The 14,244-nt window shown below is 72.1% G+C and carries 13 protein-coding genes; 4 read left to right on the plus strand and 9 right to left on the minus strand.

From position 1 onward, the window contains the following. Window positions 1-143: 143 nt before the first annotated feature. Window positions 144-2,042 (minus strand): putative Ig domain-containing protein, encoded by a 1,899-nt coding sequence (locus ACIRD3_RS09220; RefSeq protein WP_402213521.1) that lies wholly within the window; start codon window positions 2,040-2,042, stop codon window positions 144-146. Window positions 2,043-2,434: 392 nt separating this feature from the next. After that, a complete protein-coding gene (locus tag ACIRD3_RS09225; protein ID WP_402213523.1) occupies window positions 2,435-3,721 on the minus strand; it encodes an alpha/beta hydrolase family protein in 1,287 nt (428 codons plus the stop codon). Between the two features lie 263 nt (window positions 3,722-3,984). Between ACIRD3_RS09225 and ACIRD3_RS09230 the strand changes: the two genes are divergently transcribed. Beyond that, entirely contained in the window at window positions 3,985-4,827 is an 843-nt protein-coding gene (locus ACIRD3_RS09230; RefSeq protein WP_402213525.1) for a hypothetical protein, read from the plus strand. A 91-nt stretch (window positions 4,828-4,918) separates the two neighbouring features. Here the strand turns inward: ACIRD3_RS09230 and ACIRD3_RS09235 are convergent, their stop codons facing one another. From ACIRD3_RS09235 to ACIRD3_RS09245, 3 genes are all read right to left on the minus strand, one after another. Then, a complete protein-coding gene (locus tag ACIRD3_RS09235) occupies window positions 4,919-6,130 on the minus strand; it encodes an acyl-CoA dehydrogenase family protein (protein ID WP_402213527.1) in 1,212 nt (403 codons plus the stop codon). A gap of 3 nt (window positions 6,131-6,133) precedes the next feature. Further along, a complete protein-coding gene (locus tag ACIRD3_RS09240; protein WP_402213529.1) occupies window positions 6,134-7,162 on the minus strand; it encodes a phosphotransferase family protein in 1,029 nt (342 codons plus the stop codon). A 152-nt stretch (window positions 7,163-7,314) separates the two neighbouring features. Continuing rightward, window positions 7,315-8,139 carry an AraC family transcriptional regulator gene (locus ACIRD3_RS09245; protein ID WP_402213531.1) on the minus strand — a complete coding sequence of 275 codons (825 nt, stop codon included), beginning with the start codon at window positions 8,137-8,139 and terminating at the stop codon, window positions 7,315-7,317. A gap of 129 nt (window positions 8,140-8,268) precedes the next feature. On the opposite strand from ACIRD3_RS09245, the gene ACIRD3_RS09250 reads away from it, so the two are divergent. Then, a complete protein-coding gene (locus ACIRD3_RS09250; RefSeq protein WP_402213532.1) occupies window positions 8,269-8,934 on the plus strand; it encodes an alpha/beta fold hydrolase in 666 nt (221 codons plus the stop codon). Window positions 8,935-9,100: 166 nt separating this feature from the next. On the opposite strand, the gene ACIRD3_RS09255 is transcribed toward ACIRD3_RS09250, so the two are convergent. Together ACIRD3_RS09255 and ACIRD3_RS09260 are read right to left on the minus strand one after the other, a co-directional pair. Then, window positions 9,101-9,685, minus strand: coding sequence for a hypothetical protein (locus ACIRD3_RS09255; RefSeq protein ID WP_402213534.1), 585 nt, complete (start codon window positions 9,683-9,685; stop codon window positions 9,101-9,103). A gap of 288 nt (window positions 9,686-9,973) precedes the next feature. Then, window positions 9,974-10,189 carry a hypothetical protein gene (locus ACIRD3_RS09260; RefSeq protein ID WP_402213535.1) on the minus strand — a complete coding sequence of 72 codons (216 nt, stop codon included), beginning with the start codon at window positions 10,187-10,189 and terminating at the stop codon, window positions 9,974-9,976. Between the two features lie 322 nt (window positions 10,190-10,511). Here ACIRD3_RS09260 and ACIRD3_RS09265 point away from each other — a divergent pair, with 322 nt between their 5' ends. Both ACIRD3_RS09265 and ACIRD3_RS09270 read left to right on the plus strand, forming a co-directional pair. Further along, window positions 10,512-11,621, plus strand: a complete 1,110-nt coding sequence (locus tag ACIRD3_RS09265; protein WP_402213537.1) for a hypothetical protein — start codon at window positions 10,512-10,514, stop codon at window positions 11,619-11,621. A gap of 256 nt (window positions 11,622-11,877) precedes the next feature. Beyond that, entirely contained in the window at window positions 11,878-12,384 is a 507-nt protein-coding gene (locus ACIRD3_RS09270) for a GNAT family N-acetyltransferase (RefSeq protein WP_402213539.1), read from the plus strand. A gap of 156 nt (window positions 12,385-12,540) precedes the next feature. Here the strand turns inward: ACIRD3_RS09270 and ACIRD3_RS09275 are convergent, their stop codons facing one another. Further along, complete coding sequence (locus ACIRD3_RS09275) at window positions 12,541-13,440, minus strand: Gfo/Idh/MocA family protein (RefSeq protein WP_402213540.1); 900 nt, start codon at window positions 13,438-13,440, stop codon at window positions 12,541-12,543. A gap of 54 nt (window positions 13,441-13,494) precedes the next feature. Continuing rightward, window positions 13,495-14,166: an O-methyltransferase gene (locus ACIRD3_RS09280; protein WP_402213542.1), complete on the minus strand. Its 672-nt coding sequence runs from the start codon at window positions 14,164-14,166 to the stop codon at window positions 13,495-13,497. Window positions 14,167-14,244: the final 78 nt, after the last annotated feature.

Here is a 14,244-nt window from a genome sequence, read left to right on the forward strand (position 1 = left end):
ACGTGGGTGCCAGCGGTGCTGGTGTGTGCAGGGGTACCGGTTCGACGCACCGGCCCCCGATTCGGATCCCCCCGGGACGAGAAAAGAGCACGACACCGGGGCGGGCCGCTGGGCCCGCCCCGGTGCGTTCGGCGCGGCGATCGTCAGGAGACGGTCACGTCGTCGTAGTAGGTGTAGGTCGGGTCACCCGCGTAGTTGTCGTCGTGGTTGCTCAGGGTGAGGGTGTAGGAGTGGCCCGGGGTGACGGTGGCCGTCTTGTTGGTCCAGGTGCCCGTCGTGGTGCAGGTCTTGGCGAGGACCGTGGTGGTGGTGCCGGTGGTGTTGTCCTTCAGGGTGGCGGTGGCCCAGTCGTAGGTGACGGTGTCGTCACAGGTGTTGCTGTACCAGAAGGACAGCTTGCTGGAGCCGGTCGGCGCGGTGAAGGTCTGGGTGATCGAGGAGTCCCCGGTCGGGTTGGTGGAGCCGACCATGGCACCGAAGCTGCCGCTGTGGGCGGCGGAGGCGGGCGTGGAGGTGGAGCCGGCGGCGGTCCAGCCGGTCAGGTTGCCGGTCTCGAAGGTGCCGTTGGTGACGGCGTTGCCGCCGCCCCCGGTGGTGGACTCGGTCCAGGAGAAGCTGGTGCTGCCGCTGGCGCCGGTGGTGTCGGTCGCGGTGACCGTGACGCTGGAGGTGCCGGAGGCGGTCGGGGTGCCGGAGATCAGGCCGGTCGAGGAGTTGATCGACAGGCCGGCCGGCAGGCCGGTGGCCGAGTAGCTCAGGGTCTGGCCGGAGGCCGAGTCGGTGGCGTTGATCTGCAGGCTGGCCGCGGTGCCGACGGTGCCGGACTGGTTGCCCGGGTTGGTGACGGTGACGGTGTTGCCGTGGGTCAGGATGGCGTGCGAGATCGCGCAGGAGTTGGTGTCGTTGGACCAGCTGGCCTGCTCGGCGTAGCTGCCGAAGGTGCCGAAGGAGACGTTGGCGGCGCCGCCGGTGCTGCCGGGGCGGATCCAGGCGCACTCGTCGGAGTTCTCCTGGCCGTTGTAGCTGCTGCCGGCCACGTGGTTGGTCCAGCCGCCGGCCGGGTTCTGGTCGGACATCATCTCGTGCCACTCGTGGCCGAGGGTCATCGTCCAGCCGTCCAGCGTGCCGGGCGAGTTGACGAAGCCGACGCCGCAGTTGGCGCCCGCGTCGATGTTGTACGGCTGGTTGGAGAACGCGATGTCGCCGTAGGGCGAGGTCGCGGCGCCGCCGGTGAGGGTGGTGTCACCGTTCCAGTCGTGCCAGGCGCAGTACCCGGTGGTCGGGTTCTGGTAGTCGTCCGGGTTGGTGCCGTGCGGCGACAGGATGATGTAGTACGCGTCCCGGTTCGCGGCGGCGGTGGTGTTGCCGAAGTGGCCGGCCGCCTTGACGGCCTCCTGGGCCAGCTGGTTGCCGGTGGCCTTGCTCGGCGAGGCGGCCGCGTTGTCGTACCAGACGCCGGACAGCACGCCGCCGCTCTGGTACGGGATGAAGTTGGCGTTGGCGGGGCAGCTCACCGCGCCGGTGGCGACGTTGGGCCCGTCACACCACTGGGTCAGGTCCGCGGACCAGGTCTCGCCGTTGGTGCCGATGCCCTTGAACATCTGCTGGGTGGCACCGGCGGCGCCCGCCGAGTCGCCCGAGAACTTGGCGTTGCCGTTGGCGTCGGTGGTCTGGGTGCCCCACTGGGTCCCGTAGAACACCAGGTAGACCTTGGAGTGGCCGCTCTGCACGCCGATGCCGTCGACGCCGCCGCCGTAGGACAGCGTCTGCTGCCCGGTGGCCGCGGCCTGGTTGTGGGCGGCGAGCCACTTCTTGTAGTTCTCGTGCTGGGACATGCCCGGCACGGCGCCGTGCCGGTACGGGTGTCCGTTCTGCGGGCTCCAGGGGTTGAACTCGTTGGTGGTGCTGCCCTGCGAGCTGGAGATGTCCTGCGCGGAGGCCGGGCCGGCCGCGCCGGCCAAGCCGGCGGCGGCGAGCGCGAGCGACGCGATGCCGGTGAGCGCCGCGTACTTCGCGCGTCCGATCCTGGGGGAATGACCCATGGGTGAGGGTGCCCTCTCTTCTGCCGATCGTCCGCCGCTTGGGGTGGCCGCGGACGATCCCTTGTGGGGAAGGGGTCGACGGCGAATTCCGGCGGGAGTCGACTCCGTTCGGGTTTTCCGTACACCCGGAATTGACTGCCCGTCGGCTGGTTGCCGCCTGCTGAGCATGAAGGAAAGCAGAGCTGTTGAACACCGGTCAACGAAGAAGGGTAAGGAATGATTAAGAAGCGGGTTCAAGCGGGTCAAGCGCGCCCCGGAAAGGCAAAATCAACGCGTGTAGCGGCATTCACTGAATGCGGATCGACATACTGTTCCGCATTCAGTGAACCGCCATTTCCACCCAGGTTCCGGAGGGGTGAGAAACCGTCAGGAAAGCCGGTTTTCCGTAGGATTCAGCCCTCGTACGCCATCTCCGGGAAGCGCGGCGACGGCCCGTCCAGCAGGTGGTCGTCGTGGCCGCGCAGCCAGCGGTCGAAGAAGGAGGCGACGTACGAGCGGGTGGCGAGCTCGGCCCGACCGGGCCGGATGTCGCCGACGTCCGCGCGCAGCCGGTCCGCCGTGAGCGCGCCCTGCCGGGCGATCTGCGGCAGCAGGGACTGCCCGTCGGTGTACGAGCCGTGGCGCGAACCGGTGAGGGTGAGGTCGGCGTGCCAGCCGGTGCTGTGCTGCCAGAGGGCGTTCCAGCCGGGCTGCCGGCGGTAGTCCCCGGAGTCGTCGCTGCCGGTGCCCATCAGCAGGAAGGGCCGGTCCAGGCCGTCCTCGGCGACGGTGGGCAGGAAGACGCCGTTCCGGCCGTCCGGGCCGGGGAAGTGCAGCTGGCCGTCCAGGTTGATCCCGGCGGCGATCCGCGGGTCGTCGTGCATGGTCTGCAGCGCGGTGAAGCCGCCCGCCGAGTGGCCGACCATGCCGACCCGGTCGAGGTCGAGTGCCCCGGCCAGGCCCGTCGGCAGGCCCGTGCGGCCGCCCAGCCCGGCGAGCTGGTCCAGGACGAAGCGGGTGTCGTCGACCCGGGCCGCCATCGCCTTGCGCAGGACGGCGCCGATGTCCAGGTCGGGCTGCCCGAGCATGCCGGGGAGCACCGAGGCGGCCAGTTCCCCGTCCGTGAAGGCGACTTCGGAGGCCTCGTAGGTGTGGTCGACGGTGACCACGACGTACCCGCGCGAGGCGAGGTCCTCGACCAGGGCCGTCCCCCAGGCCCGCGGATCGCCGAGCCCGGGCGAGTACAGCACCACCGGCCGCCGGCCGCCGGGCAGCGCGGGGGCGTCCGTCCGGGCGTGGGTGCGGATCCCGGACCAGTCCGTACTGCCGGGCTCGGCACCGTAGTTGATCAGGCCGACGCCACTGGGCCCGCCGAAGTGCTCCCCCGCGGCGGGCGTCATGTACGGCGCGCGGTCGGCGGGCCCGGCCGGCCGCGACGTCGGGTACCAGAGGCTGATCATCAGCTCGCGCCGGTGCCCGGGCTGCCAGGGGTCCTCCCGGGCGGTGTCCGTCAGGTGCAGCGCGGTGGTCCCGATCGGGTACGGCCCGGTCGGCTCCGGCAGCCACGCCCGCGCCTGCTGCCCGGCCTTCGCGCCCTCGGGCGCCGCCACCGCCGCCACCGCCGCAGGCGCGCCGACCGCGCCCAGCACCGCCGTCGCCGCCATCAGCACCGCCGCCACGGCCCGTCCCCCACTGCCCATGATCGCTCCTCCGCGCTCGCATCGATCGAACACGCAGGACACTACGGGCGACGGGGGCCGCAGCCGTCATACCAGGGAGCCAACCGGCCCCTGAATACCCGGGTATGACACCCCTAAGGGGGTGCCGCTTCCCGAGGCGGCACTGGTGGCGGTGGATCGACTCTGACACCATCTCAGCCGAGGTGAAGGAAGGGTGTGCCGCCCTTTCACCTCATCTCCATCGGCATGGCCGTGAGAGCTACCGAGAAGATTCGAGGCCGGATATGAAGACCGCAAGGACCCGGATACCCCACCTGGTGACGGTCGTCCTCATGCTCCTGGGCATGATGACGGCCGCGGCCGCGACCGCGCAGGCGGCCCCGCAGCGGCTCACCGGTAGCGCGACCGTCTGCTCCAACTCCCCCATCCCGACCGGGTGGGTCATCACCAGCTCCTACAGCAGCAGCGGCTGTCCCGGCACGGGCATCGCGTACACCATCGCCGACGTGACCGGGCAGACCAACGCCACCGTCTGCTCGATGTCGCCCATCCCGACGGGGTGGGTGATCACCAGTTCCTACAGCAGCGCCGGCTGCCGCGGCACCGGCGTCGCCTACTCCATCGCCAACACCGCCAACCAGACCAACGCCACGGTCTGCTCGATGTCCCCGATCCCCACCGGCTGGGTCATCACCAGCTCCTACAGCAGCGCCGGCTGCGCCGGCACCGGCGTCGCGTACACCATCGCCAACACCGCCAACCAGACCAACGCCACCGTCTGCTCGATGTCCCCGATCCCCACCGGCTGGGTCATCACCAGCTCCTACAGCAGCGCGGGCTGCCGCGGCACCGGCGTCGCGTACACCATCGCCAACACGGCCAACCAGAACTACGCCACCGTCTGCTCGATGTCCCCGATCCCGACCGGCTGGGTCGTCACCAGCTCGTACAGCAGCGCGGGCTGCGCCGGCACGGGCGTGGCGTACACCATCGCCAACACGGCCAACCAGAGCTACGCCACCGTCTGCTCCTTCTCGCCCATCCCGGCGGGCTGGGTCGTCACCAGCTCGTACAGCAGCGCGGGCTGCGTCGGCAGCGGCGTCGTGTACACCATCAGGAAGGCCTGACCACCTGACGCCGGGCCCGGCAGGGCACGGCGGAACGCGTCCGGGCACAGCGGGGCACGGCCGTCAGCCGGCCGCGCCCCGCCACCTGCCGCTACCGGTACCTCTTCAGCTCCCGGCGGGCCAGCGAGCGCTTGTGCACCTCGTCCGGCCCGTCGGCGAGCCGCAGGGTGCGGTTGCCCGCCCAGAGCTGGGCGAGCGGGGTGTCCTGGCTGACGCCGGCGGCGCCGTGGGCCTGGACGGCCTTGTCCAGGATCCACTCGACGGTGCGCGGCGTGGCGATCTTGATCGCCTGGATCTCGGTGTGCGCGCCCCGGTTGCCGACGGTGTCCATCAGCCAGGCGGTCTTCAGCACCAGCAGCCGCAACTGCTCGATCCGGACCCGCGATTCGGCGATCCAGTCCTGGACCACGCCCTGCTCGGCGAGCGGCTTCCCGAAGGCGACCCGCTCGCCCGCCCGGCGGCACATCAGCTCCAGCGCCCGCTCGGCGATGCCGATCGCCCGCATGCAGTGGTGGATCCGGCCCGGGCCGAGCCGGGCCTGGGCGATGGCGAAGCCGGCGCCCTCCTCGCCGATCAGGTTGGCCGCCGGGACGCGGACGTCCTCGAACAGCACCTCGGCATGGCCGCCGTGGTCGGCGTCGTCGTAGCCGAAGACCGTCATGCCGCGCTTGACGGTGACGCCGGGGGTGTCGCGCGGGACGAGCACCATGCTCTGCTGGCGGTGCGGCTCGGCGGTGGGGTCGGTCTTGCCCATCACGATGAGCAGCTTGCAGTCCGGGTTCATCGCGCCGGTGATGTACCACTTGCGGCCGTTGACCACGTACTCGTCGCCGTCCCGATCGATCCGGGTGGCCACGTTGGTGGCGTCCGAGGAGGCCACCTCGGGCTCGGTCATCGCGAAGGCGGAGCGGATCTCGGCCTCCAGCAGCGGACGCAGCCACCGCTCCCGCTGCTCGGCGCTGCCGAACTGGGCGAGCAGCTCCATGTTGCCGGTGTCGGGCGCGGCGCAGTTGAGCGCGGCCGGGGCCAGGTGCGGGCTGCGGCCGGTGATCTCGGCGAGCGGCGCGTACTGCAGGTTGGTCAGACCGGCACCGTGCTCACCGGGGATGAACAAGTTCCACAGGCCCTGCTTGCGGGCCTCGGCCTGCAGCTCGGCGACGACCGGAGGGATGGCCCAGTGCGCGCGGGCCGGATCGGCGAGCTGGGCGGCGAGGACGGCCTCGGCGGGGTGGACGTGCTCGTCCATGAAGGCCAGCAGCTGCTCGCGGAGCGCGTTGGTCCGGGCGTCGTACGCGAAGTCCATCGGTCAGTTCTCCTTGAGGGTGCTCAGGCCGTGCCGGGCGAGGATCGGGGCCATCTCCCCCGCGCGCTCGAAGCCCGCGCCGAGGGTGCGGCCCTGCTGGAAGCGGAAGTAGATGCCCTCCGCGACGGCGGCGAGCTTGAAGGACGCGAAGGCCACGTACCACTCCAGGTCGGCGGCCTCCCGCCCGGTCGCCCCGGCGTACCGGGAGACGATCTCGTCGGGCCGGGGGAAGCCGGGAGCGGTCATGGCGGACGGGATGATGCCGCCGCCGACGCCGGCGAGCTCGGTGTACATCACCAGCAGGCCGACGTCGGTGAGCGGATCGCCGAGGGTGGACATCTCCCAGTCGAGGACGGCGGTGATGCCGTCCTTCTCGTCGACCAGCACGTTGTCCAAGCGGTAGTCGCCGTGCACGAGCGCGGGCGCGGGCGAGACGGGCAGCCGCTCGGCGAGCACGGCGTGCAGGCGCTCCAGCTCCGGCAGCTCACGGCTGCGCGAGGCGGCGAGCTGCTTGGACCAGCGGCGCAGCTGGCGCTCCAGGTAGCCCTCGGGGTGGCCGAAGTCCGCCAGCCCCACCTGGGCCGGGTCGATCCGGTGCAGGTCGGCCAGGGTGTCCACCAGCTGCCGCCCGAGCGTACCCACCCGCTCCTCGCCGATGACGGCCAGGGCGTCGGCGTCCCGGTGCGCGGTGCCGGCGACGTACTCCATGAGGTACCAGGGCGCGCCGAGCACGTCCTCGCCGTGGTCGATCAGCAGCATCCGGGGCACGGGCACCCCGGTGCCGCGCAGGGCCGACATCACCCGGTACTCCCGGCCCATGTCGTGGGCGGTCGCCAGCACGTGCCCGAGCGGCGGCCGCCGCAGCACCCAGCGGGAGACCCCGTCGGAGAGCAGGTAGGTCAGGTTCGACCGGCCCCCCTCGATGAGGTCCGCGCGCAGCGGGCCCCGGACGGCCCCGGGCAGCCCACGCTCCAGATGGGAGCGGAGCCGGGCCAGGTCCAGGCCGGGCGGGTCAGCGGGAGTCTCGGGCATCGGGCGGCTCCTGGGGACGGCGTGAACGATGACTAAGCGCTTGCTTAGCATCGGGCGCCGGCCTTCCCCTGTCAATGGCCACCGGACGGGACGAACCCCCCGGACCGTGGGCTCGGGGGGTTCGCTGGTGGGACCTGGGCCGGCGGCTGCCCCTACCGGTCGGCTTCGGGGGCCGGCCCGGACCCGTCACCACCAGGTCGAGTCCCGTGCGTGCCGGCCTGACGACCTGTCCGGTAGCGGCCCGGGGTCGTTCCGACGATGGTGGTGAACGCCGTGATGAAGCCGCTGGGATTGGCCCAGCCGCACGCGTGGGCGGTCCGGGTGGTGTCGTGGCCGCCGGCCAGCAGCACGAGCGCGTGGTGGACACGCAGCTGGGTGCGCCACTCGTAGAAGGTCATGCCGAGTTCGTCGCGGAACAGCCGGCTGAGGGTGCGGGCGCCGGCTCCGACGGTCCTCCCGAGTTCGGCCAGGGTGGCGTTCTCCGCCGGCGTCTCGTACAGGATCCGGGCGACGGCTCGCAGTCGGTCGTCGCGTGGTTCCGGCAGGTGCAGGGGCTGCTCGGGTGCTTCGTGGAGTTCGTCGACGAGGACGCGCAGGAGACGGGAGCGCTGGGAACGGCTGTAACCGGACTCGGTGTCCTCGTAGTTGCGGGGGCCGGTCAGCGCGAGCAGGACCTCGCGGGCGAGGCCGGAGGTCTGGAACACGGCCGGACGGCCGGGCAGCAGTCCGGCGAGCGACGGCGTGAGGAAGACGATCCGCATGTCGGTGTCGCCGTGGGCGCGGTGGCGGTGCGTGAACTCGGCCGGGGTCCACGCGACCCGGTTGGCGGGCACGATCGACGTGCCGCGCTCGGTCCGGACCGTCAGGACGCCACCGGCCGCGTAGACCAGGTGTCCACGCGGGTGCGACTGCGCGGCGCTCTCCTCGCCCGAGAGGCGGATGTGGCGCCCGCCGGACGGCCACACATGGGACGTCACGTCAGCGGTCCGACGGGGTTGGCGTTGTACGGGCATCGGTTGGCAGCCTATCGGTAGCACGCCACTCCGTGATCCGGTGAGACTTCCTTCGTGCCGAGCCGCAATGGCGAGAGACAGAAGGAGAAGACCATGACGACGTTCATCCTCGTTCCCGGTGCCTGGAAGGGCTCGTGGGCGTTCGAGGCGGTGGTTCCGCTGCTGGAGCGTGCCGGACACACCGTGCACGCCCTGACCCTGACCGGCCTGCGGCCCGACGACGACGACGCGACGGTCGCCACCGCCAACCTCGACACGCACGCCGAGGACGTGTTGCGGCTCCTCGACCGCCACCACGTCACGGGCGCGACGCTGGTCGGCCACAGCTACGGGGGCATGGTGATCGCCGCGGCCGCCGACCGCGCGGGTGGCCGGATCTCACGGCTGGTGCACCTGGACGCGTACGTACCGCGCGACGGCGAGTCCTGCTGGTCGGCGACGAACGACCACTTCCGGCACGTGCTCGCCGCCGGCGCCGCGGCCACGGGGTACTCCGTCCGGCCGCCGGGCGACCGCGATCCGCGCCGCCGGCCGCATCCGCTCGCCTCGTTCCTGCAGACGGTGAGGCTCACGGGCGCGGTGGACCGCATTCCCCGTCGGGAGTTCATCTACTGCTCGGGGTGGGAGGACCAGACGCCGTTCGCCGAGCTGCGCACCCGGCTGGAGGCCGACCCCGACTGGCAGGTCCACGAACTCCCGACCGGCCACGACGCGATGCACGAGGCACCGGAGGCGGTCGCCGCGCTGCTGACGGGCTGAAGCCACCGCCGAGCCAGAGCGCGGCCCGGCGGAGGTACTCCTCCAACAGCGCGGCGCGCGAGTAGGCCGTTTCATAAGCCTCGCCGGGCGACTTCCAGTTGACGGCCTTGAGGCGGACGACCATCGACTGCACGGCGTCGGAGCTCACGGTGATCACGTGTGTCGGTCAGCTCTTGTCGGTCGAGGGCGTGGCGCGGGCGGCCAGGGCCCGGAATTCGGCCCAGCTCCGTTCGTCGAGGGCGTCGAGGGTGTCCTCGTCGAGCTCGATGACCGGGTCGGAGGAGAGGTGCGAGCGCCACGTGCCGCGTTTGACCATCAGCATGCCGAAGTCGAGGAAGCCATTGGCGTAGGAGAAGCCGGCGCCGCCGCGTTCGTAGAGTCGGATCAGGGGCTCGAAGGGCTCGGGCAGCGGGGGCAGAAGGAGGCCGGAGGTGTCACGCAGGGCGGCCCACTGGACGGCGGCCGCCGAGCACTCGACGGCGTGCCAGGAAGCGGAGGCCTCCTCGACGAAGTCCTCGGTGTCCGAGACCACCGCCGGGTCGGCCCGGACGGCCGGCGCCACCACGGCCGCCAGGTCGAAGAAGGGCCACTCGTCGGTGTCCCCGTAGGCGTCGAGCCAGAGTGCGGCCCGCCGGAGGTATTCCCTCATGAGTGCCGCGCGGGAGAAGGCCTTGTCCTGCCCTTCCTGGTAGGCCGACCACTCGATGGCCTTGAGGCGGTCGACCATCAACTGAACGGAATTCTCGTTCACTTGACAACCCCTCTCGCGCGGAGTCGGGGGATGAGGGCGTCGACTACGATATCAAGGTTCGAGAGGTCTGCGGCGACGCGTTCCGTGGGTGCGGTGGACCGAAGAGTTCCCAGTGCTTGAGGGATCCGTCCGCCGACACCTCTCCCGGGTGGAAGCTCTTCGGCACGAGACTGTGCGCACCGAAGTGCTCGGGGTGGATTCTCGGTTCGTTCCCGTTCCAGGCATCCGGGTGGCTGCTGGGATAGGGGAGGCCGAGTTCGAAGAGCTTCGCCTCGATGTGGACGTCCCTCAGGATGTCTCCTCGCCCGGCCCCACCGGGCCGTCGTGCCGCTTGACCATGAGGTTGTCCTTGGCGACCTCGACGATTCGCGGATCGACGCCGGTCTCCTTGGCGGCCTCGATCACGTCGTCCGTCCCGGTCTTGTCCTCCTCGTAGACCTTCACGGCCCTCTTGTTCGGCGTGCCGGTCGGGTCGATGGCGTACGAGCTGATCATCTCCGCCAAGAGAGCGACAAGAGGCGTGACAGGGTTTCACTCTGGCCACGTGATGTCGATCACGCAGCCAGGCCCGGAGGCGGTCGGGCGCCGCGCCGAGAGCGCAGGGAATTCCTCCGCGTTCCGGGCCGATCCGGGCGGATCGGACGCTTCGACACCGTCGCGGCCGCCGCGGCCTTCCGGGACGACTGCCACCTGCATCATCTCCGCTGACCCACACGGGAGTTGCAGACGTTTCAACGCGGCGAATCCGCCCGCTCCCCACGCCTCGACAGACATTGATCACCAGTGATCGACCGCCGCATCCCCGACCGACCGTCAGAATGGCGCCATGAGGTTGATCCACACCGTGCTCGGTGCGCTGCTGCTCCTGCTGGTCGTCGGCAGCATCCTGCGCACGCTGGTCGTCCCGCGCGGGCTCTACTCGTCCCTGGTGAACCGGCTCTGGGTGGTGCTGCGGACGGTGCTGCGGCTCTCCGCCGCGCCGGTCGGCGGCTACCGCGCGCAGGACCGGGCGCTCACCTGGCTGGCGCCGCTGGTGCTGCTGGGCATGCTCACGGTGTGGCTCAGCGGGATGCTCCTCGCGTACACGCTGCTGCTGCACGGCACCTCGGAGTTCAGCTGGACGATCGCCATCCGGGAGGCCGGCTCCAGCCTGTTCACCCTGGGCTTCGCGAGCGGCGAGCGGCTGCAGCTGTCCGCGATCGACTTCATGGCGGCCGCCAGCGGCCCGCTGGTGATCGCCCTGCAGATCTCCTACCTGCCGACCCTCTACGCCGCCTACCAGCGCCGCGAGACCGAGGTGACGCTGCTGCAGTCCCGGGCCGGCGAGCCCGCCTGGGGGCCGGAGCTGCTGGCCCGGCAGTCCCTCGTCGACACCGAGACCGCGCTCCCGCAGCTCTACCGGGACTGGGAGCGGCTGGCCGCCGACATCGGGGAGAGCCACTCCAACTACCCGGTGCTGCTCTCCTTCCGCTCCCCGCAGCCCAACCGCAGCTGGGTGGTCGGCCTGATCGCCGTGATGGACGCCGCCGCCCTGCACCTCGCCCTGTGCCCGCGCTCGGCCCCGCCCGAGGCCCGGCTGGTCCTGCGCGCCGGGTTCACCGCGATGCGCGACATCGCCCGCTCGCTGCGCATCCCGTTCGACCCGGACCCGGACCCGGACGTCCCGATCCGGCTGACCTACGCCGAGTACCTGGGCGCCGTCGCGATGATCACGGCGGCCGGCTTCCCGCGGGAGCGCCCGGTCGAGGACGCCTGGGCGCACTTCCACGGCTGGCGGGTCAACTACGAGGCCCTGGCGTACGAACTGGCCCGCCGCAGCGACGCCGTCCCCGCGCTGTGGACCGGCCCGCGCGACTTCCGCGCCCCCGTCATCCCGCCGGCCCGCCCCACCGACCGCCGCCCGGGTACCTCCCGGCCGCCCCTGCCGCCGGTCTGAGCGGGGGCGGGGCGCGGGCGACGGTACAAACCCACCCCGGCCCGTTCGGCTCCGGTACACTCCATCGGAGTACGTGCCGTTCAGGAGCAGAGAAGCAGAGGGAGGTGAGGTTGATGACCGCGCGCACGGCCGCCGAGCGCAGCGTCCGGGTCTCCCTCACGTCCCGGGCCGCGGCCTGACCTCCTCCTGTCCCGCCCCGCCGGGAGCGTGAGCTCGCGGGGCCCCGTACTTCTCGTGGAACGGATCCTCATCCACCATGCGCACCTGGACCACCCGCGCCGAGACCGGCGCCGACGTCCCGACCGTCCGCACCGTCAACACCGCCGCCTTCGGGTCACCGGCCGAGGCCGACCTGGTCGACGCGCTGCGCGTCGACCCCGCCTGGATCGACGGACTGTCCCTCGTCGCTACCGACGCGCACGACCGGCCCGTCGGCCACGCCCTGCTGACCCGCTGCCACATCGGCGACGTCCCCGCTCTGTGCCTCGCCCCGTGCGCCGTCCTCCCGGAGTACCAGCGCACCGGCGCCGGCTCCGCGGCCGTCCGCGCCGCCCTGGCCGCGGCGACGGAACTCGGCGAGCGCCACGTCGTCGTCCTGGGACACCCGGAGTACTACCCCCGGTTCGGCTTCACCCGGGCGTCCGCGTACGGCATCGGCCTCTCCGTCGAGGTCCCGGACGAGGCGCTGATGGCCCTCGCCCTGGACGCCGGGCACCCGTTGCCGGCCGGCACGGTCCGCTACGCGGCGCCGTTCGGCATCTGAAACGGCTGACGGCGGGCGGGGCACCCGAGATGCCCCGCCCGCCGTCCCGAGCCCGGCCCGTCAGCCCCTCGAATCCTCGGAGACGTCCGAGACCTCGGAACCCCAGAGACCTCGGAACCCCAGAGGCCGGCCCCCGGAGGCCGGCCCCCGGAGGCCTCAGACGTCCACCGGCCCGCCGACCGCGAGGGAGCGCTCGGCGCCGGCCAGGATCTCCACCACCCGGAGCCCGAAGTCCGCCCCGCAGGGGTGCGGCTCGCCGGTGGCCGCGGCGGACTGCAGCGCGTCCAGCGCCCGGTGCAGGGCGGCGAGCGGGCCCTCGCCGCGCTCCGGCAGCCGGACCACCCCGTGCTCGCCGCGCAGCTCCATGCCCGTCCCGCCCGCCGCGACCGGCGCGGTCAGGCTGAGCGCGAGCGTGCTGGACGCGCCGCCGGCGTGCCGCAGCACCAGGTGCACGGTGTCCAGCGGGCCGGCCACCGCCGTCACCTGCGTCACGTCGCCCAGCACCGGCAGCAGCAGGGACACCGCGTGCGGGCCGACGTCCCACAGCGAGCCCTTCTCCTCGCGCCACGGCGAGGCCGCGTACGGGCTGGAGCTGCCCGGCGCGAACACCGAGCCGAGCCAGTCGGAGCGGCCGGTGAACCAGCCGCCCTTCGCCGCCTGCTCCTCGATCCACGGGATCTGCGGGCCGCCGAAGCGCACCGTGAAGAACACCACCGAGGCGAGCTTGTGCGCACGCACCGCCTCCGCCACCGCCCGGGCGTCCGGCACGGTCAGCGCGACCGGCTTGTCCAGCAGCAGGTGGCAGCCGGCCTCGGCGGCCCGTAGCGCCAGGCCGGGCTGCACGGACGGCGGCAGCGCGATGGAGACCGCGTCCACGTCGGCCAGCAGCCGGTCGAGGTCCGCGTACCCGGGCACGCCGTGCGCCGCGCCCAGCGCCTCGGCGGCCTCCGGCCGGCGGCCCCAGACGCCGGTGAACTCCAGCCCGGGGTGCTCCGCCAGTACGGGCGCGTGCACCCGCTCCGCCCAGGGGCCGGTGCCCAGCAGTCCGATCCGCACGTTCTCTCCGCTCCTTCTTTCCGTACTCGCCGCACGCGCTCGCGCGACGAAGGCTCAGCCCTGGACGCGGGCGAGCGTGAAGCCGTCGTAGCCCTTGCTGCCGACCGTCTGCACCGAGGTCGCGGTGACCTTCGACTCGGCCGCGATCAGCTCGTGCAGGGCCCGGGTGCCGACCACCGCCGGGTCGGTGCTGTCCGCGTCCGCGACGGCGCCGCCGCGCACCACGTTGTCGACGATGATCAGCGAGCCCGGCCGGGTCAGCTGGAGCGCGCGGCGGAAGTACTCGGGGTTGCTCGGCTTGTCCGCGTCGATGAACACCAGGTCGAAGGGCTCCACGCCCTGCTCCACCAGCTCCGCCAGGGAGTCCGCACCCCGGCCCACCCGCACCTCGGCGACCTTCTCCAGGCCGGCGGCGGCCAGGTTGGCCCGGGCCACCTCGGCGTGCCGGGGGTCGATCTCCAGGGTGATCAGGGTGCCGTCCGCGGGCAGCGCCCGGGCCAGCCAGATCGCGCTGTAGCCGCCGAGCGTGCCGACCTCCAGGATCCGCTTCGCGCCCTGGGTCAGCGCCAGCAGGTGCAGCAGCTTGCCCTGGTTGGGGGCCACCGCGATCTTCGGCAGCCCGGCCGCGTCGGCGGCGGCCTCCGCGCGCTCCAGCACCGGATCGTGCCCGACGAGCTGCTCGGAGAAGTACGCGTCCACGGCGTCCCAGGTCGGCTGCAACGTCATCGGGCCCTCCAGAGTGCAAGATCGGCAGGTACTCCGCCGATGCTACTCCGAGGGCCCGATGGCTCCGGGACGGCCGCC

It is taken from the genome of Kitasatospora sp. NPDC093550 (assembly GCF_044764985.1).
In the GTDB taxonomy this organism is placed as follows: Bacteria; Actinomycetota; Actinomycetes; order Streptomycetales; family Streptomycetaceae; genus Kitasatospora.

Excerpts from the sequence above, each read along its gene's own strand:
- ACIRD3_RS09230 (WP_402213525.1), top strand. The coding sequence starts at position 3,985 with ATGAAGACCGCAAGGACCCGGATACCCCACCTGGTGACGGTCGTCCTC.
- ACIRD3_RS09220 (WP_402213521.1), bottom strand. The coding sequence starts at position 2,042 with ATGGGTCATTCCCCCAGGATCGGACGCGCGAAGTACGCGGCGCTCACC.
- ACIRD3_RS09265 (WP_402213537.1), top strand. The coding sequence starts at position 10,512 with ATGAGGTTGATCCACACCGTGCTCGGTGCGCTGCTGCTCCTGCTGGTC.
- ACIRD3_RS09240 (WP_402213529.1), bottom strand. The coding sequence starts at position 7,162 with ATGCCCGAGACTCCCGCTGACCCGCCCGGCCTGGACCTGGCCCGGCTC.
- ACIRD3_RS09235 (WP_402213527.1), bottom strand. The coding sequence starts at position 6,130 with ATGGACTTCGCGTACGACGCCCGGACCAACGCGCTCCGCGAGCAGCTG.
- ACIRD3_RS09225 (WP_402213523.1), bottom strand. The coding sequence starts at position 3,721 with ATGGGCAGTGGGGGACGGGCCGTGGCGGCGGTGCTGATGGCGGCGACG.
- ACIRD3_RS09280 (WP_402213542.1), bottom strand. The coding sequence starts at position 14,166 with ATGACGTTGCAGCCGACCTGGGACGCCGTGGACGCGTACTTCTCCGAG.
- ACIRD3_RS09250 (WP_402213532.1), top strand. The coding sequence starts at position 8,269 with ATGACGACGTTCATCCTCGTTCCCGGTGCCTGGAAGGGCTCGTGGGCG.
- ACIRD3_RS09270 (WP_402213539.1), top strand. The coding sequence starts at position 11,878 with ATGCGCACCTGGACCACCCGCGCCGAGACCGGCGCCGACGTCCCGACC.